Annotated in this window: 23 protein-coding genes; 5 read left to right on the top strand and 18 right to left on the bottom strand. The window is 63.6% G+C overall.

Features of this window, described 5'->3' with window-relative positions; translation table 11 throughout:
* Window positions 1-154 precede the first annotated feature (154 nt).
* The gene (locus ACU5AZ_RS03920; RefSeq protein WP_446824730.1) at window positions 155-904 is read left to right on the top strand and encodes a glycoside hydrolase family 25 protein; all 750 of its coding nucleotides are present in this window, start codon (window positions 155-157) and stop codon (window positions 902-904) included.
* A gap of 136 nt (window positions 905-1040) precedes the next feature.
* Here the strand turns inward: ACU5AZ_RS03920 and ACU5AZ_RS03915 are convergent, their stop codons facing one another.
* The 7 genes from ACU5AZ_RS03915 to alr all read right to left on the bottom strand — a co-directional run bounded on the left by ACU5AZ_RS03915 (window position 1041) and on the right by alr (window position 9711).
* Entirely contained in the window at window positions 1041-2852 is a 1812-nt protein-coding gene (locus ACU5AZ_RS03915; protein WP_446824729.1) for a methyl-accepting chemotaxis protein, read from the bottom strand.
* Window positions 2853-3011: 159 nt separating this feature from the next.
* On the bottom strand, window positions 3012-3752 hold the full coding sequence (locus tag ACU5AZ_RS03910) for an SDR family NAD(P)-dependent oxidoreductase (protein ID WP_446824728.1): 741 nt from the start codon (window positions 3750-3752) through the stop codon (window positions 3012-3014).
* Between the two features lie 70 nt (window positions 3753-3822).
* Window positions 3823-5313, bottom strand: coding sequence for an amidophosphoribosyltransferase (gene purF / locus ACU5AZ_RS03905; protein WP_446824727.1), 1491 nt, complete (start codon window positions 5311-5313; stop codon window positions 3823-3825).
* A 131-nt stretch (window positions 5314-5444) separates the two neighbouring features.
* Window positions 5445-6038, bottom strand: coding sequence for a CvpA family protein (locus tag ACU5AZ_RS03900; RefSeq protein ID WP_446824726.1), 594 nt, complete (start codon window positions 6036-6038; stop codon window positions 5445-5447).
* A 98-nt stretch (window positions 6039-6136) separates the two neighbouring features.
* Window positions 6137-7540 carry a DNA repair protein RadA gene (gene radA / locus ACU5AZ_RS03895; protein ID WP_446824725.1) on the bottom strand — a complete coding sequence of 468 codons (1404 nt, stop codon included), beginning with the start codon at window positions 7538-7540 and terminating at the stop codon, window positions 6137-6139.
* Between the two features lie 218 nt (window positions 7541-7758).
* Window positions 7759-8373, bottom strand: a complete 615-nt coding sequence (locus ACU5AZ_RS03890; RefSeq protein ID WP_446824724.1) for a LysE family translocator — start codon at window positions 8371-8373, stop codon at window positions 7759-7761.
* Between the two features lie 183 nt (window positions 8374-8556).
* On the bottom strand, window positions 8557-9711 hold the full coding sequence (gene alr / locus ACU5AZ_RS03885) for an alanine racemase (RefSeq protein ID WP_446824723.1): 1155 nt from the start codon (window positions 9709-9711) through the stop codon (window positions 8557-8559).
* Window positions 9712-9826: 115 nt separating this feature from the next.
* Here alr and ACU5AZ_RS03880 point away from each other — a divergent pair, with 115 nt between their 5' ends.
* The 3 genes from ACU5AZ_RS03880 to ACU5AZ_RS03870 all read left to right on the top strand — a co-directional run bounded on the left by ACU5AZ_RS03880 (window position 9827) and on the right by ACU5AZ_RS03870 (window position 11772).
* Window positions 9827-10684, top strand: coding sequence for an AraC family ligand binding domain-containing protein (locus ACU5AZ_RS03880; protein WP_446824722.1), 858 nt, complete (start codon window positions 9827-9829; stop codon window positions 10682-10684).
* Window positions 10685-10816: 132 nt separating this feature from the next.
* Window positions 10817-11470: an AzlC family ABC transporter permease gene (locus ACU5AZ_RS03875; protein WP_446825904.1), complete on the top strand. Its 654-nt coding sequence runs from the start codon at window positions 10817-10819 to the stop codon at window positions 11468-11470.
* A complete protein-coding gene (locus ACU5AZ_RS03870) occupies window positions 11467-11772 on the top strand; it encodes an AzlD domain-containing protein (protein ID WP_446824721.1) in 306 nt (101 codons plus the stop codon). The genes ACU5AZ_RS03875 and ACU5AZ_RS03870 overlap by 4 nt, the downstream gene beginning before the upstream one ends.
* Window positions 11773-11780: 8 nt before the next feature.
* Here ACU5AZ_RS03870 and ACU5AZ_RS03865 read toward each other — a convergent pair whose 3' ends face one another.
* The 11 genes from ACU5AZ_RS03865 to ACU5AZ_RS03815 form a co-directional block, all read right to left on the bottom strand.
* Window positions 11781-12440 carry an amino acid ABC transporter permease gene (locus ACU5AZ_RS03865; protein ID WP_446824720.1) on the bottom strand — a complete coding sequence of 220 codons (660 nt, stop codon included), beginning with the start codon at window positions 12438-12440 and terminating at the stop codon, window positions 11781-11783.
* Window positions 12437-13108: an amino acid ABC transporter permease gene (locus ACU5AZ_RS03860; protein ID WP_446824719.1), complete on the bottom strand. Its 672-nt coding sequence runs from the start codon at window positions 13106-13108 to the stop codon at window positions 12437-12439. The genes ACU5AZ_RS03865 and ACU5AZ_RS03860 overlap by 4 nt, the downstream gene beginning before the upstream one ends.
* Window positions 13109-13197: 89 nt before the next feature.
* A complete protein-coding gene (locus ACU5AZ_RS03855; protein ID WP_446824718.1) occupies window positions 13198-13992 on the bottom strand; it encodes a transporter substrate-binding domain-containing protein in 795 nt (264 codons plus the stop codon).
* 265 nt (window positions 13993-14257) lie between these two features.
* Complete coding sequence (locus ACU5AZ_RS03850; protein ID WP_446824717.1) at window positions 14258-15754, bottom strand: replicative DNA helicase; 1497 nt, start codon at window positions 15752-15754, stop codon at window positions 14258-14260.
* Between the two features lie 340 nt (window positions 15755-16094).
* Window positions 16095-16697 (bottom strand): 50S ribosomal protein L9, encoded by a 603-nt coding sequence (gene rplI / locus ACU5AZ_RS03845; protein WP_446824716.1) that lies wholly within the window; start codon window positions 16695-16697, stop codon window positions 16095-16097.
* Window positions 16698-16722: 25 nt separating this feature from the next.
* Window positions 16723-17697, bottom strand: coding sequence for a DUF2232 domain-containing protein (locus ACU5AZ_RS03840; protein WP_446824715.1), 975 nt, complete (start codon window positions 17695-17697; stop codon window positions 16723-16725).
* Between the two features lie 167 nt (window positions 17698-17864).
* Window positions 17865-18110, bottom strand: coding sequence for a 30S ribosomal protein S18 (gene rpsR, locus ACU5AZ_RS03835; protein ID WP_410010928.1), 246 nt, complete (start codon window positions 18108-18110; stop codon window positions 17865-17867).
* Window positions 18111-18122: 12 nt separating this feature from the next.
* Window positions 18123-18572 carry a 30S ribosomal protein S6 gene (rpsF, locus tag ACU5AZ_RS03830; protein ID WP_446824714.1) on the bottom strand — a complete coding sequence of 150 codons (450 nt, stop codon included), beginning with the start codon at window positions 18570-18572 and terminating at the stop codon, window positions 18123-18125.
* A gap of 292 nt (window positions 18573-18864) precedes the next feature.
* Window positions 18865-19773, bottom strand: a complete 909-nt coding sequence (locus ACU5AZ_RS03825) for an RTX toxin (RefSeq protein ID WP_446824713.1) — start codon at window positions 19771-19773, stop codon at window positions 18865-18867.
* Between the two features lie 130 nt (window positions 19774-19903).
* Window positions 19904-20827, bottom strand: coding sequence for a calcium/sodium antiporter (locus ACU5AZ_RS03820; RefSeq protein WP_446824712.1), 924 nt, complete (start codon window positions 20825-20827; stop codon window positions 19904-19906).
* A gap of 44 nt (window positions 20828-20871) precedes the next feature.
* Window positions 20872-21915, bottom strand: a complete 1044-nt coding sequence (locus tag ACU5AZ_RS03815; protein WP_446824711.1) for an aldo/keto reductase — start codon at window positions 21913-21915, stop codon at window positions 20872-20874.
* A 176-nt stretch (window positions 21916-22091) separates the two neighbouring features.
* Between ACU5AZ_RS03815 and fabD the strand changes: the two genes are divergently transcribed.
* Window positions 22092-23036 (top strand): ACP S-malonyltransferase, encoded by a 945-nt coding sequence (gene fabD, locus ACU5AZ_RS03810; RefSeq protein ID WP_446824710.1) that lies wholly within the window; start codon window positions 22092-22094, stop codon window positions 23034-23036.
* Window positions 23037-23049: the final 13 nt, after the last annotated feature.

The following is a 23049-nucleotide window of genomic DNA, read 5'->3' as shown; positions in this document are numbered from 1 at the left end:
TAGCGAATAATAATCCGGCAGATAATGCAGGTGCGCGTTTTCATGGGCCGACTTATCGCGCGCCGAAGGGGATTGGTCAAGGGGGGAGGCGAGCCGCCGGCTTGCACTCTTCGCGGGTGTCGGGATAACTGGCGGAGAACGGGAGGGACGCTCGATGCGGTGGATGTTTCGGATGGCGGCGGTGTGTCTTATGCTCGTTGCCGGTGCGTCGATCTTCTATTTCACCTATGATCGCGGCATGGTGCGGTTCAATTATCCTTCTTTGCAAGACTATCCGGTCCAGGGCATCGACGTCAGCCATCACCAGGTCGACATCGACTGGCGAACGGTGGCCGCGCAGCCGGGCGTCCGCTTTGCCATCATCAAGGCCACGGAAGGCGGAGACTATCGCGATCCAGACTTCAGCCGGAACTGGCAGGCGGCCAAGTCCGTCGACCTGGTGCGCGGCGCCTACCACTTCTTCACCTTCTGCCGTCCGGGTGTGGATCAGGCCCGCAACGTCATCGCCACGGTTCCCCGGGAGGCGAGAACCCTGCCGATTGCCGTCGACATCGAATTCGTGGGCAACTGCGAAAAGGTGCCGACCCTGGAAGAGCTGTCCCTGGAGGTCACTGCGTTCGTGGACGAGCTGAAGGCCGTCTTCCCGGAGAAGCCGATCTTCTACATGAACTCCGAATTCCGCGATCAGTACTTCAGCGGCAACGAGAACCGTTTTCCCGATCACTATCTCTGGCTCAGAAGCGTCTTCAAGGAGCCGGAGAACGAGGGATGCGCCCAATGGTCGATCTGGCAGTTTGCGGACAATGCGACGATCAAGGGCATCAACGGCCCCGTCGATCTCAATGCCGTCTGCTCGGGTGAGGCGGGGTTCGCCGCGCTCTTTCCGGAACTCGGCGGACAATGAATGCGGCCGGAGCTTCACCGGCAGCTGCGAGGATAATCGACAGGATAAAAAAAACGCGTGCCGGGATTAGTCGGCACGCGGATTTCGTATTTGTCGTCGTCGCTGGGACCGGCGGTCCTGCTGACCGTGCCTTAAATCAGGCGGCCCGCCTTGTCCGTGCGGCGCCGCTCGACAGCGTGAAGCGGGAGAGCATGTCGCGGAGCTTGCGGCTTTCCTCGGCCAGCGTCTGGCTGGCCGCCGAGCTTTCCTCCACCATGGCGGCGTTCTGCTGGGTCATCTGGTCCATCTGGTTGACGGCCGTGTTGACCTCCTGCAGGCCGGTCGCCTGTTCGCGCGAGGCGGTCGCAATCGTCTGGACGTGATCGTTGACCTTGTTGACGAGGTCCTCGATCTCGGCCAGCGCCTCGCCGGTCGAGCGAACGAGGCCGACGCCGCCCTGGACCTCGCCTGCCGAGGTCTGGATCAGGTTGGCGATTTCCTTCGCCGCATTGGCGGAGCGCTGGGCGAGCTCGCGGACTTCCTGCGCGACGACGGCAAAGCCGCGGCCCGCTTCGCCGGCGCGCGCTGCTTCGACACCGGCATTCAGCGCCAGCAGGTTGGTCTGGAAGGCGATCTCGTCAATCACGCTGATGATCTGGCTGATCTTGCTTGAGGATGTCTCGATGCGGCCCATGGCTTCGATGGCGTTGCGCACGATGCCGCTCGACTTGCCGGTGCTCGACTTCGTCTCGCCGACCATGCGGCTCGCCTCCGCCGCCCGTTCCGAGGCGGTGCGCACCGTCGAGGTGATCTCGTCGAGTGCCGCCGCGGTTTCCTCGAGCGAGGCCGCCTGCTGTTCGGTGCGGTAGGAGAGGTTGCCGGTCGCCTCGCTGATCGACGAGGCGCTGCCGTCGATGATCTCGCCGGTATGAACGATGGCCTCGATGACCGATTGCAGCGATTCCGCCGTCTTGTTGAAGTCGGCACGCAGTTCGGCATAGTCGGCGCCGAGGTCGCCGACCCGGACGGTCAGGTCGCCATCGGCAAGCCGCGACAGGGCCGCACCGAGGGCGGACATCGCATTGGCCTGCTTTTCGCTGGTGACGCGGTTGGCGTCCTCGTTGCGGGCACGGGTCTCGTCCAGCGTGCGGCGCTGCTCGGCCTCGCTCTGGCGGAGCATGGCGGCTTCGCGGACAGACTGGCGGAGCGTCTGCAGCGTGCCGGCCATCTGTCCGACCTCGTCCTTGTTGCCGGATGCGGCGATCGCGACATCGGTGTCACCGGCGGCAATTGCCCGCATGGCCGACTGCAGCTCGCCGATCGGTCCCGTGACGCTGCGAACGATCGCATAGGCTGCGGCCATGACGACGGCCATGGCGCCGAGCCAGAGGGCGCCGTAGATCATCGCATTGCGCCAGAAGAGGGCGGCGAGATCGTCTCCGTAGACGCCGGTGCCGACGACCCATCCCCAGGGTGCGAAGCCTGCCACGTGCGAGAACTTCTCCACCGGCTTGTCGGCGCCGGGCTTCGGCCAGTAATAGTCGACGAAGCCCTGGCCATGCGCCTTGACGGTGTTGACGAATTCGAGGAACAGGAACTTGCCGTTCGGGTCCTGGTTCTGCGACAGATCCTTGCCGACCAGCTCCGGCTTGATCGGATGCATGATCATCTTCGGCTGCATGTCGTTGATCCAGAAGTAGCCGCTGCCGCCGCCGTAGCGCATCGCGCCGACGGCCGCCATGGCTTCCGCCTGTGCCTGCTCGCGGGTCAGCTGACCCGATTGCTCCAGCTTGTAATACTTGTCGAAGATGGCAAGCGCGTTGTCGTCCATCGCCTGCAGGCCGGCCTTGCGTTCGTTGACCGACGCGTCATAGCTCTGGAAAAGGCTGAAGGTGACGCAACCGCCGAGAATGACCAGCGTCAGGGCGACCAGGGCAAAGAGCCTGGCCGAGATTTTCATGTTTCGCATTTGGGGCCCCAGTATTCTTGAACGTTGTCAAGAATATCGAGGAAAAATCTTACCGATGACTGAATGCAATTTTAGCTAAATGCCGCCAAAAGGCCGAAATGAGCGGAATTATTCGCCGCAATCAGGAATTGTTGCGTGCGTCTTGAGCAAAAGCCCGGCTTACGCCGGCATGCGATAGTCGAGGAAGCGGCCTTCACGTACGGAAAAAAGCTTGCCGGTTTCGGTGACGTCGGAGCCGGTCAGCGGCAGCAGCGCCTGGGCCACCGTCGAGGGATGCGGCAACGTGTCCTTGTCCTCGCCCGGATAGGCGAGCGCCCGCATGGCGGTGCGGGTGGCACCCGGATCGACGCTGTTGACGCGCAGCGGCGTGTTCTCGGTTTCCGCCGCCCAGGTGCGGGCGAGCGCTTCCACGGCTGCCTTGGAAGCGGAGTAGGGTCCCCAGAACGGCCGGCACTTGTGGGCGGCGCCCGATGACAGGATCACGGCGCGGCCAGCCCCGGAGAGCTTCAAAAGCGGCTCCAGCGAGCGGATCAGCCGCCATGTGGCGGTGACGTTGATCGTCATGACCTTCTCGAAGGTCTTGGCTTCCACATGACCGATCGGCGAGATGACGCCGAGAATGCCGGCATTGGCGACGAGGATGTCGAGCTTGCCCCAGCGCTCGAAGATCGAACCGCCGAGCTTGTCGATCGCTGCCATGTCGGTGAGGTCGAAGGGCACCAGCGTCGCCGAGCCGCCGACGGCCTTGATGGCGTCGTCGAGTTCTTCCAGGCCGCCGACCGTGCGGGCGCAGGCAATCACATGCGCGCCGGCTTTCGCGAGTTCGATGGCGGTGAAGTAGCCGATGCCGCGCGAGGCTCCGGTCACGAGTGCCAGCTTGCCGTTCAGATCCACGCTCATGTCCTGTCCCCCATATGCGACGAAGCGGCCCGGGGCCGCTTCGCAAAGTCAACGATGTGCCGAGAGCCGTTTAGCCGCTGCCGGCCAGAACGGCAAGCGGGCGCACCTTGTCGGTCGAATCCTGATCGACAAGGCGGGTCGGGTAGTCGCCGGTGAAGTAATGGTCCGTGAACTGCGGGTTCTTCGGGTCACGCGGCTTGCCGCCGACGGCCATGTAAAGCCCGTCGAGCGAGATGAATTCCAGCGAATCCGCTCCGATATACTTGCACATCGATTCCAGCGTGTCGTGCTGGTTGGCCAGCAGCTTGTCTCGGTCGGGCGTGTCGATGCCGTAGAAGTCCGGATAATAGATCATCGGGCTGGCGACGCGGATATGCACTTCCTTGGCGCCGGCCTCGCGCAGCATCTGCACGATCTTGACTGAGGTGGTGCCGCGCACGATCGAATCGTCAACGAGCACGATGCGCTTGCCGGTGATCACGCCGCGATTGGCCGAATGCTTCAGCTTCACGCCGAAGGCGCGGATCTGCTGCGTCGGTTCGATGAAGGTGCGGCCGACATAATGGTTGCGGATGATGCCGAGCTCGAAGGGAATGCCGCTTTCCTGCGCATAGCCGATGGCCGCAGGCGTGCCGCCGTCCGGAACCGGCACGACGACGTCGGCCTCGACGGGCGCTTCCTTGGCGAGGTTGATGCCGGCATTCTTGCGCGCGGTGTAGACGTTGCGGCCGGCGACGGCGGAATCGGGCCGGGCGAAGTAGACATATTCGAACAGGCAGATGCGTTCCGGCTTCGGATTGGTCGCCTTGCGGCTCTCGATCGAGATCGAGCCGTCCGGCTGCTCTTCGCAGATGATCAGCTCGCCGTTCTCCACGTCGCGGACGAACTTGGCGCCGATGATGTCGAGCGCGCAGGTTTCCGAGCAGAAGATCGGCTTGCCGTCGAGTTCGCCCATGACCAGCGGACGGATGCCGTTCGGGTCGCGCGCGGCGATCAGCTTGGTGCGGGTCAGCGCCAGCATGGCGTAGCCACCCTCGATATGCGAGATCGCATCGGCGAAACGGTCGGCCGAGGAGGTGTGCCAGGACCGGGCGATCAGGTGCAGCACGACTTCGGTGTCCGAGGTCGACTGACAGATCGCGCCGCTGGCGATCAGCTGCCGGCGCAGCGTCAGGCCGTTGGTGAAGTTGCCGTTATGGGCAATCGCGATACCGCCATTCTGCAGTTCGGCAAACAGCGGTTGGACGTTGCGCAGCACCGTCTCGCCGGTCGTCGAATAGCGCACATGGCCGATCGCCATGGAGCCGGGCAGAAGCGCCAGCGTTGCCGGGTCGGTGTAATGGTCGCCGACGAGGCCCATGCGGCGCTCGGAGCGGAACTGCTGGCCGTCGAAGGAGACGATGCCGGCTGCTTCCTGTCCGCGATGCTGCAGGGCGTGCAGGCCGAGTGCGGTCAGAGTGGCAGCATCGCTGTGCCCCAAAATGCCGAACACCCCGCACTCTTCGTGCAGGGTGTCGCCATCGAGGTCGTCGTCGATGTCTGCAGGGATTGGGAGATTCATGGCCGCCGGTCCTTGGATCACAAAAGAAATAGTGCGGTGAAGGGCGGCGCTATACACCGTCCTGATCACGAAGTGGAGTCCCTATATAGGTCTTCTGCCCCATATTTTGAGGGCTGAATGCGTCGCAGGCCCTAATTGCCTGTCGTGTCGGCCGGAGCGTCTTCCGCCGGCGCCTGATCCGAGGTCGCATCCGCACCCTGACCGGCGGCCTTCTCGTTGAAGACGCTGGCACGGATCACCTGGGCGAATTCCGTCGGCAGCACGGCCTCGAGCTTCGTTACCATGTCATCGAGGAACGGCTTGGACTTGGCGTTGTTGACCCATTCCGGCCGCTGCTCGGGCGCCACCAGCCAGTTCCAGAAGGCAACGGCGACGACGAGCAGCAGGATGCCGCGGGCGGCGCCGAACAGGAAGCCGAGCGTGCGGTCGAGCGCCCCAATGCGGCTGTCGATGATGAAATCGGCGATCCGCATGGTCAGGAAGGAGATCACGATGAGGGCGATCAGGAAGACCACCGCCGCCGAGCCCGCCGTGGCGATGCGCGTGTCGTCGGTATACTTCATCGCATAGGGCATCAGCAGGCCATAGAGATAATAGGCCGCTGCCGCAGCACCCAGCCAGCTGGCGATCGACAGGATTTCCCGCGAAAAACCGCGTACCATGGCCAGAACGGCCGAGAACAGCACAACGACGAGAACGATACCGTCGAAAATCGTGATGGGCATTCAATTCACTCCATGACTTCGCGCCATGTGCCACCGCATGGGCCGCGGCCGCTCACAGCCTGCACCTATAGCATCGCCCCGCAGAAAGAATAAAGGGGTCAATCCTCATCATCCCCTTGTCTTAACGCGGCTTTCGAGCCGGCGATGCGGGCAACCAGATCGGGAAGGCTTTCGATCTCGCTCCACCGGCGGCTATTGCCCTTTGGAAGGTCGGGGGAGCCCTGCGGCAACACGGCGGAGGAGAAGCCGAGCTTCTCTGCTTCCTTGAGCCGGTTTGCCGTGTGCGCGACTGGCCGGATCGCCCCCGACAGGCTCACTTCGCCGAAATAGACGCAGTCGGCCGGCAGCGGCGCGCCGGCAAGCGATGAGACCAGCGCCGAGGCGACCGCGAGGTCGGCGGCGGGCTCGGTGATGCGGTAGCCGCCGGCGACGTTGAGATAGACGTCATGCTGGCCGAGCCGCACGCCGCAATGGGCTTCCAGCACGGCGAGGATCATCGACAGTCTGGCCGAATCCCAGCCGACGACGGCGCGGCGCGGCGTGCCGAGCGAAGTGGGGGCGACCAGCGCCTGTACTTCGACGAGCACAGGCCGCGTGCCCTCCATGCCGGCAAAGACGGCAGCACCCGGCGATTTCTCGTTGCGCTCGCCGAGGAAGAGTTCCGACGGATTGGAGACTTCGCGCAGGCCGATATCCGACATTTCGAAGACGCCGATCTCGTCGGTCGGGCCGAAGCGGTTCTTGACCGTGCGCAGGATGCGGTAGTGGTGGCCGCGGTCGCCCTCGAAATAGAGGACGGCGTCGACCATGTGCTCGACGACGCGCGGGCCAGCGATCTGGCCTTCCTTGGTCACATGGCCGACGAGCACGATCGCCGCGCCCGTCTGCTTGGCGAAGCGGATCATCGCCTGTACGCCGGTCCTGACCTGCGTCACCGTGCCGGGCGCCGAATCGACGATGTCGCTCCAGAGGGTCTGGATGGAATCGATGATGACGAGATCCGGCCGCTTGCCTTCCGAAAGGGTCGCCAGAATATCCTCGACATTGGTCTCGGCGGCGAGCAGCACGTCGGTCGAGGCCGCGTTCAGCCGCTGGGCACGCAGTCGCACCTGCGCGACTGCCTCTTCGCCAGACACGTAGATGATCCGGTGACCGCCGCGCGACAGCGCCGCCGCGGCCTGCATCAGCAGCGTCGACTTGCCGATGCCGGGATCGCCGCCGATCAGCACCGCCGAGCCGCGCACGAAGCCGCCGCCGGTCGCGCGATCCAGTTCCGAAATCCCGGTATGGACGCGTGGCGCTTCCTCGATCTCGCCCGAAAGCGTCGTCAGCGCGACGGGACGACCCTTCTTCGGCGTCTTGCCGGGCCCGCCGCCGATGCCGCCGGTCGGATCTTCCTCGATGATCGTGTTCCACTCGCCGCAGCCGTCACACTTGCCCGCCCAGCGCGAATGCACGGTGCCGCAGTTCTGGCAGATGAATTGGGTGCGGGGCTTGGCCATGGGCAGAAGGTTCCTGGAGAATCGGAGGGATTCTTAGCGGTTGATCCGCAGAGGGGGCAATGGTGCAAAGCCAAATTGTCCGGACTCGTGCCTGGCAACGGCCCCTGTCGTCGAGAATGATCCGTGACGGCGGCGGCAACAGGCGCCGAACCTTTCCCGCATCAGCGAGTGCTGTCGGGTGGCGGATTCGGCTCCAGGCCGACGCCGTCCTTGAAAGGTCAGCGCGATGCCACGACGGCCGCGCCGGCCCCGATCATCGCGGTCCCGGCCGTCCGGTTCACGCGACGAACCACGATCGGACTGCGCAGCAATCTGCGGGCGCGGCCGGCGAGCAGGACATGTCCGCCGATTACCAGCACCTCGACAAGGACGATGACGCCGGCCAGTGCGCCGATATGGCTGGTGGTGAGGGATGATCCGACCACGTTCGGCAGCAGCGCCACGTAGAAGAGTGGCATTTTGGGATTGCCGAGATTGAGCGCGACGCCTGTTGCGAATACCGGCAACAGCCCCCGGCGCTGTGACACCGGTTGCAATTCCGGCACGACGGGTTCCGCGGTCCATAGCCTTATTCCCATCCAGATCAGATAGGCGGCACCTGCATAGCGCAGAACCATCATCACCCCACTCATGTCCGCAGCGAGCATTGAAAGCCCGAAGACGGAGAGAACGAGGAAAATCAGGATGCCGGCGACCGTTCCGGCTCCATATGCGATGCCCGAGGCTGCACCATAGGAAATAGTCCGGGCGACAATCGTCATATTGTCCGGACCGGGGCTGGCGGCAAACACGAAGAACGCTACGGCAAAGGCGAGCAAGGTCGAAATATCCATGGCGGCTCCAGGCGTTGGCTGTGCTCTCAGACGAAAAAAGCTTAGCCCAAACGCATTGCAGGAAAAGATCTGCGCTGCAGGATTTGGGCCCGATTGCTGCAAAAGACACGTGTAGGCGGACCCGATGTCCGCCCTTGCCGAAATGATCGCTTTCTCATGGCCCCAATTGGCCCTGTGCAGATTTCAGAGATAGCGGCGCTCGTGCCGCAATCCGAGGCTGGTCAGCATCTCGTAGCCGATCGTCCCGGCGGCGCGGGCCACGTCGTCCAGCGCGATGTTGCTGCCGAACAGTTCGACGTAGTCGCCAGCCCTGACCGCGGTCTCCGGTATGTCGGTGACGTCGAAGATGCTCATATCCATGGTGATGCGGCCGAGGAGCGGCACCTTTTGGCCGGCGACGAATGCCATCTGGCCGGGAATGTTGGTCGTCCGCAAGGGCACGCCCGCACCGGACCCGGAGCGCAGGTAGCCGTCGGCATAGCCCGCCGCGACGACGGCAAGCCGGCTGTCGCGTGTCAGCCTGTGGGCCGCGCCGTAGCTGACCGTCTCGCCGGCTTTCGCATGGCGGATCGTCAGGATCCGCGCCTCGGCGGTCGCCACCGGGCGCATGGGGTTTGCCACACCCGAGACGGCTTCGCCGCCGTAAAGGGCGATGCCGGGCCGGGTGAGGTCGAAGTGGAATTCGGGTCCATGGAACACGCCGGCCGACGAAGACAGACTTGATTCGACGCCTTCGAAAGCGGCGCTAACCGCCCGGAAAGACTCAAGCTGCTTGCGGTTCATCGGATTGGTCGGATCGTCGCCGCAGGCGAGATGGCTCATCACCAGCACCGGCGAGAAGCTCGACGGGCGCGACGCGTCGTCGGCCAGCATCATCGCTTCGTTCACCGACAGGCCGAGGCGGTTGAAGCCGGTATCGACCTGAATGGCGCAGGGGTAGTCGCCGAGTTCTGCCGACAGCGCCATGAAGAAGGCGAGCTGTTCTTCCGAGGCGATCACCGGCACGAGGTCGTTGCCGAAGAAGGTTGCCTCCGTGCCCGGCCAGATGCCGGAGAGCACGTAGATGCGCGCGTCCGGCGCGTAAGGGCGCAGGCTGGCCCCTTCGTCCGGCGTGGCGACGAAGAAATCGCGAGCCCCGGCGGCATAGAGCGCCCCGCCGCAATCCTCGATGCCGAGGCCGTAGGCGTCCGCCTTGACGACGGCGCCGGCGCGAGCCGAGCCGGAGCGTTCGGCCATGTCGGCCCAGTTGTCGCAAAGGGCTGCAAGGTCGATCGTCAGCCGCGCGGTGGCGGCGTCGAAAGCGTCGGTCTCTTCGGTGAAGGCGTCGATATCATCCATGCTTCCCTGATTACAGATCGTCCCCGCGTCTGACAACGGCAGTGCAGCATAAACGGGGGACACATGCGCACTTTTGTTCAAGACTATGCCGGCGCGCGCGGTGTATAGAAAGTCCATGGAAATCGTGACGCAGGAACAGGCCACCGAAGCGATGCCGCTGGAAAAGGGTGAGGCGACCCGCTTCTGGCGTGCGCGGCATTTCCGCGACATGGAATGCCTGAGCGCCACCTTCATCACCCATGCATTCGCCCCGCATGCGCATGACACGCTCTGCATCGGCGCCATCGAGGCCGGCTGCCAGATCGGCCGCATCCGCGGCGAGAGCAAGGCCGCCGGGCCGGGCGACATCTATCTGATCAATCCGGAAGAGGTGCATGACGGCCATCCCGGCGAGATCGGCTATCGCTACCGCATGATCTATCCCTCTGCCGAGCTCCTGACCGACATCATAGAGGACGTGACCGGAAAGGCCTTTCACGGCACCCCGTCATTCTCGCGCCAGATCCTGAAGGACGAGCCGCTGGCCAATGCCTTCCTCAAGGCGCAGAAGCGGCTGGAGGAGGGGCAGGGCGCGCTGGAAACAGACGAGGGCATGTATGGCGTGCTCGCCGCGCTCTTCATCCGGCACGGCGACGCGGTGGTGCGTCTGCCGGAAAACCGCGACCAGTCGGCGGTCGGCCGGGCGCGGGCCTATCTCGAAGAGCATTTTGACGAAGACATCAGCCTTGAAGAATTGTCCCGGGTCGCCGGCCTGTCGCGCGCCCATCTGATCCGCGCCTTCCGCAAGGCCTTCCACATGACCCCTCACGCCTATCTCACGCATCGGCGCGTGCGGGCGGCAAAACAGCTTCTCGCCAACGACATGGCGCCCGCCGAAGTGGCGCTCGCCTGCGGCTTTGCCGACCAGGCCCATTTCACCCGCCACTTCAAGGCGCGGGCCGGCGTGACGCCCGGCGCCTTCCGCGTCGCCTGATCGTCCGACATCACTTTCGTTCAAGACCCGGTCCATCCGCCCGGACTATCTCCGTTCCACCGGAAACGCAGACACGGGACGAATGACTTGAACGACAGACATCTCACCGAATTTCTCAACGGGTCGAAGGCGATGGTGCCGCTGATCGTCGCCGTCATCCCGATCGGCGCGCTCTTCGGAGCGGCCGCCGCGGCCAAGGGCCTCTCGGCCCTGGAGGCGACAATGATGAGCGCGCTGGTCTTCGCCGGCGGCTCGCAATTCGTCGCCGTCGACATCTGGACGTCGCCGCCCGCCTGGGTCGCCCTCGGGCTTGCGGCCTTGCTCGTCAATGTCCGCCATGTGCTGATGAGCTTCTCGCTCGCGCCCAAGCTCGAAGCCTTTCGCGGCTGGCGCAAATATGTCGCCGTCCTGTTCCTGACCGACGAGGGCTGGGCGGTTGCCGAAGGCCATGCCGCCCGCGCACAGCTGACGCCCCTGTGGTTTGCCGGCGCTGTGCTGCCCTTCTATGCGGCCTGGGTTCTTTCCGGCCTCGTCGGAGCGATAGCCGGCGCCTTCCTCGGCGATCCGAAGGCGGTCGGTCTCGACTTCGCCTTCTGCGCAGTCTTCATCGTTCTGGTGATGCGTTTCTGGAAAGGCCTAAGCACCGGGCTGGTGCTGCTCGCCAGCGGCGCGAGTGCCGTCGCCGTGCACCATTTCGTGCCCGGCGTCTGGTACATCCTCGCCGGCGCTCTGGCCGGCCTTGCCGCGGCCCTCATTGCCCCGGCGCCGAAGGAGGCAGCGGCATGACGCTTGATCCCGCCACCCTTCTGGCCATCCTCGCCATGGCGGCCGCCACGATCGCAACCCGCATTGCCGGACTGGTCCTCTATAGGTTCGTGACGCTGGGGCCGCGCCAGACGCAGGCGATGCAGGCAATCCCGCCCGCCGTGCTGATGGCCGTCATCGCGCCGACGGCTCTGGCCACAGGACCGGCCGAAACGATCGCCGCCGCCGTCACGGCACTCGCCGCGACGCGCCTGCCGTTGTTGGCTGCGGCGGGGCTCGGCGTCGTGACGGTTGCCGCACTACGGATGCTTCTGTCGTTCTGACGTCCCGGTCAGTGGCGCCCATAGGCGGCGCTGAACTTGCGCTCCAGATACTTGGAGTATTTCGACAGCGGGAAGCAGATGGCGAAGTAGAAGAGCGCCACCAGCCCGTAGACGGTGAAGGGCTGGAAGGTGGCGTTGGTGACGATCGTGCCGGCCTTCGACAGTTCCACGAATCCGATGATCGAGGTCAGCGCCGTGCCTTTGACCACCTGCACGGAGAAGCCGGCGGTCGGAGCGATGGCGATGCGCATCGCCTGCGGCAGGATGATGAGCCGCATCTGCTGGAGATAGTTGAGCGCCAGGCTGCGCGCCGCCTCCCATTGCCCGTTCGGAACCGCCTCGACGCAGCCGCGCCAGATTTCGGCGAGGAAGGACGCCGTCCACAGGACGAGCGCGACGCCGGCAGCAAGCCAGGCGGGAACGTCGATGCCGACCAGGCCGAGGCCGAAGAAGGCGAGGAACAGCTGCATCAGGAGCGGCGTGCCCTGGAAGAGTTCCACATAGCCGCGGGCGAGCACCTGGCCCGGCTTGAACCTGGCGATCCTGAGCATGAGGATGCCGAGCGCGACCACCGCGCCGCCGACGAAGGAGACGAGCGACAGGACGAGCGTCCAGCGGGTGGCGAGCAGCAGGTTGCGCAGGATGTCCCAGAAGGTGAAATCGGTCATCGCATCTGGCCTTTCGGGAAGAGGGCATGGCCGATCAGCGCCAGCACCTGACGAAGCAGGATCGCCAGCACGAGATAGATCGCGGTCGACACCATGTAGGCCTCGAAGGCGCGGAACGTGCGCGACTGGATGAAATTGGCGGCATAGGTGACGTCCTGGGCGGCGATCTGCGAGACGACCGCGGAGCCGAGCATGACGATGACGATCTGCGAAGAGAGCGCCGGCCAGATGCGCTGCAGGGCAGGGACAAGGACGACCAGCCGGAAGGTCTGCAGCGGCCTGAGCGCCAGCGCCGCGCCGGCCTCGTATTGCCCCTTGGGCGTCGCCTCGATGCCGGCCCGGATGATCTCGCAGCTGTAGGCGCCGAGATTGATGATCATCGCCAGATTGGCGGCTTGAAGCTCCGTCATCTTCACGCCGATCGAGGGCAGGCCGAAGAAGATGAAGAAGAGCTGGATCAGGAACGGCGTGTTGCGGATCAGCTCCACATAGGCGGCGACCGGCGGCTTCGCCCATTTGGGGCCGTGGGTGCGCGTCCAGGCGCAGACGATGCCGAACAGCACGCCGCAAAGGCCGCCGACGACGGTCAGTTCGACCGTGATGCCGATGCCCTTGAGGACGACCGGATAATAGTCGGCAATCCAGCTGAAATCGAAGATGTAGGTCAATGGTGTCTGTCCGCAATGGGGCTGAACCGGTTGCCGCCCCGTCCGGATCGAACGGGGCGGCGGCTTTTCAAGCTGTCAGCGCCGAGACCTTAGAGATCGGCCGGCAGGGCGACGCCGAGCCACTTTTCCGAGATCTTGTTCAGCGAACCGTCCTTCTTGGCCTCGGCAATGATGGCGTTGACCTTTTCCATCAGCGCCGGCTCGTTCTTGTTGAGGCCGACATAGCAGGGCGAGTTCTTGATCAGGAACTTCGGCTCCGGGCGCTTCGGCGGGTTCTTGGCGAGAATCGCGGCGGCGACGACGTTGCCGGTGGCGACAGCTTCGACCTGACCGGACAGGAAGGCCGAGATGGTGCCGTTATTGTCTTCGTAGCGCTTGATGTCGGCATCGGCCGGGGCGACCTTCGTCAGCTCCAGATCCTCGATCGAGCCGCGCGTCACGCCGACCGTCTTGCCGGCGAGGTCGGCAGCCGATTCGATCTTGGTGTCGGCCGGTGCGAAGACGCCGTTGTAGAAGGGCGCGTAGGGATCAGAGAAATCGATGACCTTCTCGCGGTCCGGGTTCTTGCCGAGCGAAGAGATCACCAGATCCACCTTGTTGGTCTGCAGATAGGGAATGCGGTTGGCGCTGGTGACGGGCACGATCTCGACCTTCACGCCGAGCTTCTCGGCGATCAGGTTCGCCATGTCGATGTCGTAGCCCTGGGGCGTCATGTCGGAGCCGACGCTGCCGAAGGGCGGGAAGTCCTGCGGCACGGCCACGCGGATTGTGCCGGACTTGGTGATGGTCTCCAGCGCGTCGGCATGGGCAGGGGCGGAAATCGCCAGTGTGCCGAACATGGCGGCAGCAGCGGCGGTCATGGCGAGGAATTGTCTGCGGATCATTTTGCTCTCCTTCATTGTCCGTCATGAAGGAAGCAAGCGGTGTGCCAGTGCCGACCGGGAGGATCGAATACAATTCATGCGGGAGATTGTAGGCGATTTTTGGTCGATCGGCATTTGGTGCGCGTGTATCCGGCACTGTCGGCCCGGCGAACATGCACAATGCGAAGGCAGCGGGCAGAAAATTGAGCAATCGCAATTTTCTCTCGACGTATGAAAAAGGCCGCCGGACCGGATGGTCGGCGGCCTTGTCGAACGCGATCGCGGATCAGGGTTCTTCGTACTGCGTGAACGACGGATCGGCGAGGTCGGCGAAGCGGGTGTATTCCGACTGGAAAGCGAGCTTGACGGTGCCGGTCGGTCCGTGACGCTGCTTGGCGATGATGACGTCGGCCGTGCCCCGCACCTTGTCGAACAGCGCTTCCCACTCGGCATATTTCGGGTCGGCCGGATCGCGCGGTTCGAGGTTCTTCACATAGTATTCTTCACGGAACACGAAGAGCACGACGTCGGCGTCCTGCTCGATCGAGCCCGATTCGCGAAGGTCGGAGAGCTGCGGACGCTTGTCTTCGCGGCTTTCGACACCACGCGACAGCTGCGACAGCGCGATGATCGGCACGTTGAGTTCCTTGCCGAGTGCCTTCAGGCCGGTGGTGATCTGGGTGATTTCCTGCACGCGGTTTTCACCCGACTTGCCGGATCCGGTCATCAGCTGGATATAGTCCACCACCAGGCAATCGAGGCCGCGCTGGCGCTTCAGGCGGCGGGCGCGCGCCGAAAGCTGGGCGATCGAGATGCCACCGGTCTGGTCGATGAACAGCGGCACTTTCTGCATCATCTGCGAGCAGGCGACCAGCTTTTCGAAATCGGCTTCGGTGATGTCACCGCGGCGGATCTTCGAGGACGAGACTTCCGTCTGCTCGGAGATGATACGGGTGGCGAGCTGTTCGGACGACATTTCGAGCGAGTAGAAGCCGACGACGCCGCCGTTCTTGGCCTTCGGCGTACCGTCCGCCTGGATTTCCGGCTCGTAAGCCGCGGCGATGTTGTAGGCGATGTTGGTGGCAAGAGAGGTCTTGCCCATGCCCGGACGTCCGGCAAGCACGATCAAGTCGGAGCGCTGCAGGCCGCCCATCTTGCTGTCGAGAGACATGATGCCGGTCGAGATGCCGGAAAGGTGTCCGTCGCGCTCGAAGGCGGCGCCGGCCATGTCGATCGCCTGCGCCACGGCGTCGTTGAACGACTGGAAGCCACCGTCGTAGCGGCCGTTTTCGGCAAGTTCGAAAAGGCGGCGCTCGGTGTCCTCGATCTGCGTCTGCGGCGGCATGTCGAGCGGCGCATCATAGGCGATATTGACCATATCCTCGCCGATGGTGATCAGCGCGCGGCGCAGCGCCAGATCGTAGATCGCCCGGCCGTAGTCTTCCGCGTTGATGATCGAGACCGCTTCGGCCGCCAGGCGGGCGAGATACTGCGCCACCGTCATGTCGCCGACCTTTTCGTCGGCCGGCAGGAAGGTCTTGATCGTCACCGGATTGGCGGTCTTGCCCATGCGGATGATGTCGCCGGCGACCTCGAAGATCTTGCGGTGCAGGCCTTCGTGGAGGTGGTTCGGCTTCAGGAAGTCGGAAACGCGATAATAGGCGTCATTGTTGACGAGAATGGCGCCGAGAAGGGCCTGCTCGGCCTCGATGTTGTGCGGCGCTTCGCGGTAATGCGGTTCCGCCGTGTTTACCGGAGCGAGTTTGCGCGCTGCGTCGTTCATGTTCCCTGCCGTCTTTCCGTTTGTGCCGGCCAGACGCCGGCATGCACAGTCCGTTCGCCCCGACCCATTACCCTGGGGCGCTCATCCGTGTTCCGTCTTGCCTAGTGGACCCCCGGTTTATCGTAAAAAGGCGGATGCGAAACCGTCATTCACATAACTCACAGCGATTCACAGGCACGAAAAAAAGAATCCTGAAAAAGCGCCCGTCACGGTTGACTCGAATCATACCCGACTCGGGGTCGCGCGCCATTTTACAATCGATGACGCCGGAGCAAAAAGAAAAAGCGCCCGCGGAACTGTCGTCCGCGGGCGCTTCCTCAAAGTGGTGCAGTCGAAGGGCTTATTCTTCGGTTGCTTCTTCGGCGTCTTCAGCGCCTTCGTCGTCGTAGTCGGCTTCCGGGTTGAAGAAGTCTTCCGGACGCAGTGCGTCTTCGTCCACGCCGTAGATGGCGTCGACGGAGGTGAGGTCTTCACCCTTGGACTGGCGCTCGGCTTCTTCGGCCGAACGGGCAACGTTGAGCTCGACGGTGATTTCGACTTCCGCATGCAGGCCGATTTCGACCTTGTGGATGCCGATGGCCTTGATCGGCTGGTTCAGGTGAACCTGGTTGCGGCCGATGGTGAAGCCTTCGGCAGCAAGCGTCTCGACGACGTCACGGGCAGCGACCGAGCCGTAGAGCTGGCCGGTTTCGCCGGCGGCGCGTACGACGATGAAGGACTTGCCGTCGAGTACGTCGGCAACCTTCTGGGCTTCGGACTTGCGCTCGAGGTTACGGGCTTCGAGAACGGCGCGTTCGGCTTCGAAACGGGCCTTGTTGGCGGCGTTTGCGCGCAGTGCCTTGCCGAGCGGCAGCAGGTAGTTGCGGGCGTAGCCGTCGCGAACCTTCACGGTTTCGCCCATCTGGCCGAGCTTGGAGATGCGTTCGAGGAGAATGACTTGCATGGTTCTGTTCCTTTCAGGTCTGTCTCTAGTGTTTGCTGTCGTTTGATGAATTGTCGTTCTTGGCCGGGGTGAGGGCGACGGCGCGGCGCGTGTCGACCAGTCCCAGGACCAGAATGAAGAAGGCGGGCAACATGAAGGTTGACGCCAGATAGGCAAGGACCAGCGCCGGAAAGCGCCAGGGCTTGCCGCGGGTGCGCAGGTGAATCGAGGCGAAGCCGGCAAGCAGGAAACCCGCGCCGAAGGCACCGCAGACCGCGGCGCCGATCATGCCTGGAACACCACCGACGAACATCGCGGCAAGGCCGGCGAGAAAGACGAAGATGCCGATCTGGTTCATGCGCAGCGCCGACGGCATGTCTTCGCGCGGACGCTTCGCCCGGCCGGAGGCACTGACGATCAGGCTGGCGAAATAGTAGGCGGAAAACAGGAAGATCACCCAGGTCGCGCCCTGGGCGAGCGGCAGGATGAACACCAGCGAGGCCTTGGTCTGCGCCAGTGTCTCGGCCTCTGCGAACAATGCCGGATCCTGGCTCTGCAGGTTGGCGGCCATCATGTCGACGAGGCTGCCGGCCAGTTCCGGACCATAGCCGATCATCATGCCGACGATGATCAGCGCCAGCGTCACCACAGCGCAGAGATGCAGCATGATGTCGGACAGCGGATACCAGGCGGTGAGGTTTTCCGGGCCGCCGAGTTCGCTCGCGGGACGCGCAAGGCTCGACAGATGGCTGAGCCAGCCGGCAGGCGCCAGCGTCGTGACGGTCATCAGCAGGGCGAACTGCATGGAAGAGGCGGCGCCGCCGAACACGAAGGCGGTGACGATGGCGGCCAGCGAGGCGGTATTGCCCCAGCCGAGGCCGACGATGAAGATCGGCAGCGCGGAGGCCGCGTAAAGCAGGGTCGCATAGGCAGGCTGAACGGTCGCGCCCAACACCAGGAAGGTGGCGGTCAGTCCGGCAAGAACGCCGGTAGCCAGCAATGTCAGCATCGATCTGTTCACGGTCGCTGTCCTGCTTCATTCAAGCAGTTAGAGGAGGTTCCGGACTCAAAGTCTCAATGGAACGGCTCCCCAACATGGGGTTTTCAAAAAGTTCCGATCCACGCCCATCGCGGAAGGGAGAATGGAAGGCGCCCGTCGGGCACCCTCCGGTATTCCAAAGGCCGTTCTTAGGAAACGACGTAGGGCAGCAGGCCGAGGAAACGGGCGCGCTTGATGGCACGAGCCAGTTCGCGCTGCTTCTTCTGGGAAACGGCCGTGATGCGGGACGGAACGATCTTGCCGCGCTCGGAAATGTAGCGCTGCAGGAGGCGAACGTCCTTGTAGTCGATCTTCGGAGCGTTGGCGCCGGAGAACGGGCAGGTCTTGCGGCGGCGGTGGAAGGGCCGGCGGACGGGAGTGGAAGCAATAGCCATCAGATCTTCTCCTTATGCACGGTCTTCGCGCGGACGGCGCGGACGGTCGTCGTCGCGGCGCGGGCCACGATCGTCGTCACGGCGCGGACGGTCGCCACGCGGGCCACGGTCGTCGTCACGACGCGGACGGTCGTCACGGTCGCGCTTCTGCATCATGGCAGACGGGCCTTCTTCGTGGGCTTCGACGGCGATGGTCATGTAACGAAGAACGTCTTCGTTGATGCGCATCTGGCGTTCCATTTCGTGGATCGCCGCTGCCGGAGCAGTGATGTCCATCAGCGCGTAGTGAGCCTTGCGGTTCTTGCGGATACGATAGGTAAGGGACTTGAGGCCCCAGTTCTCGATGCGCCCGACCTTGCCGCCGTTTTCTTCGATCACACCCTTATACTGTTCGATAAGAGCGTCGACCTGCTGCGGCGTAACATCCTGCCGGGCAAGGAATACATGTTCATAAAGTGCCATTATGGACTTGCCTTTCTTGCGTTTATCTCAAACCCGGAAACCGGCGCTAAGCCTCAACGACTGTTCCAGGCGGGCATGTGGCCCATGCAAGAAAAGCGTTGTTCGAGACGGTCGAGAGCGGAGACACGGGAGGCCGGAACGCTTGTCGTTCCTGTCGGCAGAACAAGTCTGCCGGCCCTCCGTTCAGCCACCAGCCGAATGACCGGGTGTTGTGAACAGCGCGCTTATACGCATTTCTGCCGGGAATGCAAGCGCAGCCGGGAGAAATGCGGAGATTGCGGTGCTTGAGGGATCAATTGATCTTCAGGACGTAGGCGCCGGCGTCCATCTCGAACGCGTATTGCGGGGTTTTGCCTTCAAGGGCGCCCTGGTCGAAATTGACGGTGAGCGTGTCGTCCGATCCGGCGAAGGTGATGGTCAGCTTGCCGTCGCCCACGGTTATCTGCGCGTCGTCCGGCGTGTAGCCGTCAACGCCGGTAAAGCGCAGGCTGATGCCGCTCGTGACGTTCAGCGTGTCCTTGCCATCGCCGCGGGCGAAGTCGTAGGTCACGTCGCCCTTGCCGTCACTGTTCAGGGTCACTGTGTCGTCGCCCTTGCCGCCGGACGCGCTGATGCGGCTGCCTTCCAGGTAGAGCGTGTCATTGCCGTCGCCGCCGTCCACGCCGAGGATGGTGCGCGCCGAAATCTTGATGTCGTCGTCGCCGGCGCCGCCGGAAATGCCGAGCGCCAGATCGCCGGCGATCTTGACCGTGTCGTTTCCTTCACCCGCCTCTATGTCGGCAGTAAAGCTCGCGGCGATGTTGAGCGAATCGTCGCCGTCGCCGGTATCGACCGTGGAGACGGCGTCGCTCTTGACGATCAGCGTGTCGTCGCCCTTGCCGGTCTCGGCATTGTAGACGGCGCGGCCGGTGATCGTCATCTTGTCGTCGCCGTCGGTGCCGTAGGCGCTGGTGATATAGCCCATCGCCTCGCTGACGCCCGCCTTGCCGTCCGCCGCCTCGTCGCTGGTCGAGAGAATGTCGACGATCCGGGCGAGCGCCCGTTCGGCAGCGCCGGAATAGGCGGGTTCACCGGTGTTGCGGAAAGACTGGCCCGGCTGACCGCTGGAGGCGGACATATTGGCCTGCGATCCCCGCGAAAACAGCTGGGAGGCATACTGCGCCGCATAGGCGCCTTTGAAGAATGAACTGATGCCGACCATAGGGTTTCCCGAGCTGGAACGAAGGCCGATCATACGGAGATCCACCTCGACCGGCGAACATTATCGTCGGTCGAGGTAACCAAAGACTAAATAGGAAGCTTTGGTTTCACGGCTTCAGAAGACTGCCGCCCTACACAAGCAGCGCAATGTAAACGGCGTAGCCCGCGAGCATGGCATAGGCGGCTTTCCTGCCGATCTCCTTGGCAAAGATCAGCAGTGCGGCAAAGGCGATGGTGGCCGCCAGCATCACCGGCGCGTCGAAGGTCGCAAACTGCGAGGCGACGCCGATCGGCTGAATGACCGCGGTAATGCCCAGAATGCAGAGCACGTTGAAGATGCAGGAACCGACGATATTGCCGATCGCAATGTCCGAGTGTCGCTTCAGGGCCGCGATTACCGATGTGGCGAGTTCGGGCAGGCTGGTGCCGAGCGCGACGACGGTCAGGCCGATCACGGCTTCCGAAACGCCGTAGTCGCGGGCGATGCTGGTCGCGCCGCGGATCAGCATTTCCGCGCCTCCGAACAGCAGGGCGAGGCCGGCGACGACCATCACCACGCTGAGCCACATTCGCTGTCCGGCGCTTTCAATGTCGATTTCGCTCTCGTTCGGCGCGTCGCGGCCGCGCCGGTAGGCGTGGAAGAGGTAGGCGCCGAGAAGGATCAGCATGATGAGGCCGGTCAATCGGCCGATATACTCGAATTGCACGGCGACAAGAACGAGCAGGGCGGCCAGCACCATGACGATCGCGTCGTGGCGGACATTGCTGTCCCATTGCCGCATCGGGAAAATGGCGGCGCTGACCCCGATGATCAGCAGGATGTTCGCGGTGTTCGAGCCGATGACATTACCAAGCGCCAGGTCCGGTGCGCCGGCAAAAGCCGCTCTCAGCGAGACGAGCAGCTCCGGCATTGAAGTGCCGAAGCCGACAATGACCAGGGATACGATCAGATGCGGCAGGCCGAGCCGGGCGGCAATCCGGACGGCTCCGCCAAGCAGCCATTCCGCGCCGAAATAGAGTCCGACGAGACCGCCGGCGATGAGGAAAAAATCCATGGTTGAGTTGCCGCCTTGTCTGGAGCTGTTTTTTATCCGGCGCCTTATATAGGCATCGGATAGAGCCGATGCACCTTCCGGATATCATTTATTGCCGCGTCGCTGAGCGTGATGTCCGCGGCGCTGATATCGATCTCCAGCTGTTTCATCGTCGTCGCGCCGATGATGACGGATGCCATGAACGGACGGGTCAGCAGGAAGGCCAGCGCGAAGGCGGACGGATCGAGGCCGTGCTTCCTGGCAAGCTCGACATAGGCGCGCACGGCGGGTTCTTGCTGCGGCTGGTAGCGGCCGCCGAGATCGTTGTTGATGGTCAGGCGCGAGCCGGCGGGACGCTGGCCGTCGAGATACTTGCCCGAGAGCAGGCCGGCGGCGAGGGGCGAATAGGCGAGCAGCCCGACATCCTCGTGATGCGACAGTTCGGCGAGATCGAGGTCGTGGTGGCGATAGAGGAGATTGTATTCGTTCTGGATCGTCGCAACGCGCGGCAGATTGTGCTTTTCGGCGAGCGTCAGGTATTTCTGCGTGCCCCAGGTCGTCTCGTTGGAGAGGCCGATCGCGCGGATCTTGCCGGCCTTGACGCATTCGTCGAGCGTTTCGAGGATCGTCAGGATGTCGGCGACCGCCTTCTCCTTGTCCTGTTTCGACGGATCGTAGGACCAGTTACTGCGGAAGTGGAAATGGCCGCGGTTCGGCCAGTGGATCTGGTAGAGGTCGATATAATCGGTCTGCAGGCGCTTCAGGCTGGCGTCGACCGCTTCGCGGATCCCGGCCGCATCCGTCGGACGTCCGTCGCGGATATAGGGCCGGCCCGGACCGGCGACCTTGCTGGCCAGAATAATGTCGGAGCGCTTGCCGGTCTTCTTGAACCAGGTGCCGATATAGTCTTCCGTCAACCCTTGCGTTTCCGCAGAAACCGGCGTCGTCGGATAGAGTTCGGCGGTGTCGAAGAAGTTGATGCCCTTCTCGACGGCGTAGTCCATCTGCTCATGGGCTTCGGCTTCCGTGTTCTGCGTGCCCCAGGTCATGGTGCCGAGGCAGATTTCGGACACGGAAATGCCGGTACGGCCAAGCGTATTATACTTCATGAATATGATTTCCCCACGTGAAAGCTGAGCGGAATGTAGGCACCTTGCGGCAATTCGCAAGCGCCACCACCGCATTTTTGGCGGTGGTGAAAGAAGTTGGCATCCCCCGCTTACCCTTGACTTCCGGTCTGGTAATGTGAATTGGAGGGAAAAAACGATCAGGGAGTACACGACCCGTGGCAATCGCATTCACATTTCCAGGCCAGGGCAGTCAGTCCGTCGGCATGGGCAAGGAGCTCGCCGACAACTTTGCCGAAGCCCGAGCCGTCTTCGAGGAAGTCGACGAAGCGCTCGGCCAGAAGCTGTCCGACATCATGTGGAACGGTCCGGAAGAAACGTTGACGCTGACCGCCAATGCGCAGCCGGCGCTGATGGCCGTGTCCATGGCCGTCGTTCGCGTTCTCGAAGCCAGGGGCCTGTCGCTTAAGGACAAGGTCGCCTATGTCGCCGGCCACTCGCTCGGCGAATATTCCGCCCTCTGTGCTGCCGGCACCTTCTCGATTGCAGACACCGCACGGCTTCTGCGCATCCGCGGCAATGCCATGCAGGCGGCAGTGCCGGTGGGCGAGGGCGCCATGGCGGCGATCATCGGCCTCGAGCATGGCGACGTCGAAGCGGTCTGCGCCGAGGCCTCCTCTGCCGGCTCCTGCCAGATCGCCAACGACAATGGCGGCGGCCAGCTGGTCATCTCCGGCTCCAAGGCGGCCGTCGAGAAGGCCGCGGCGCTGGCATCGGAAAAGGGCGCCAAGCGGGCCCTGATGCTGCCGGTCTCCGCACCCTTCCATTCCGCCCTGATGGGCCCGGCGGCCGACGCCATGCGCGAGGCGCTCTCCAAGGTCGAAAAGCATAATCCGGTCGTGCCGGTGATCGCCAATGTGCGCGCCGCACCGGTGAGCGACGCCACCGAGATCGCCTCCCTGCTGGTCGAGCAGGTGACCGGTCAGGTCCGCTGGCGCGAAACGGTCGAATGGTTCGCCGCCAACGGCGTCGACACGCTTTATGAAATCGGCGCCGGCAAGGTCCTCACGGGTCTCGCCCGCCGCATCGACAAGACAATCAGCGGCGTTGCCGTCAATTCTCCCGCAGACATCGATGCCGCGATTGCGGCGCTGATGGCCTGAGCGGGACACAGCA

Source organism: Rhizobium sp. PAMB 3182, assembly GCF_052908355.1.
Note: the sequence above shows the minus strand (reverse complement) of the source record. Positions and strands in the feature narration are given on the sequence as shown.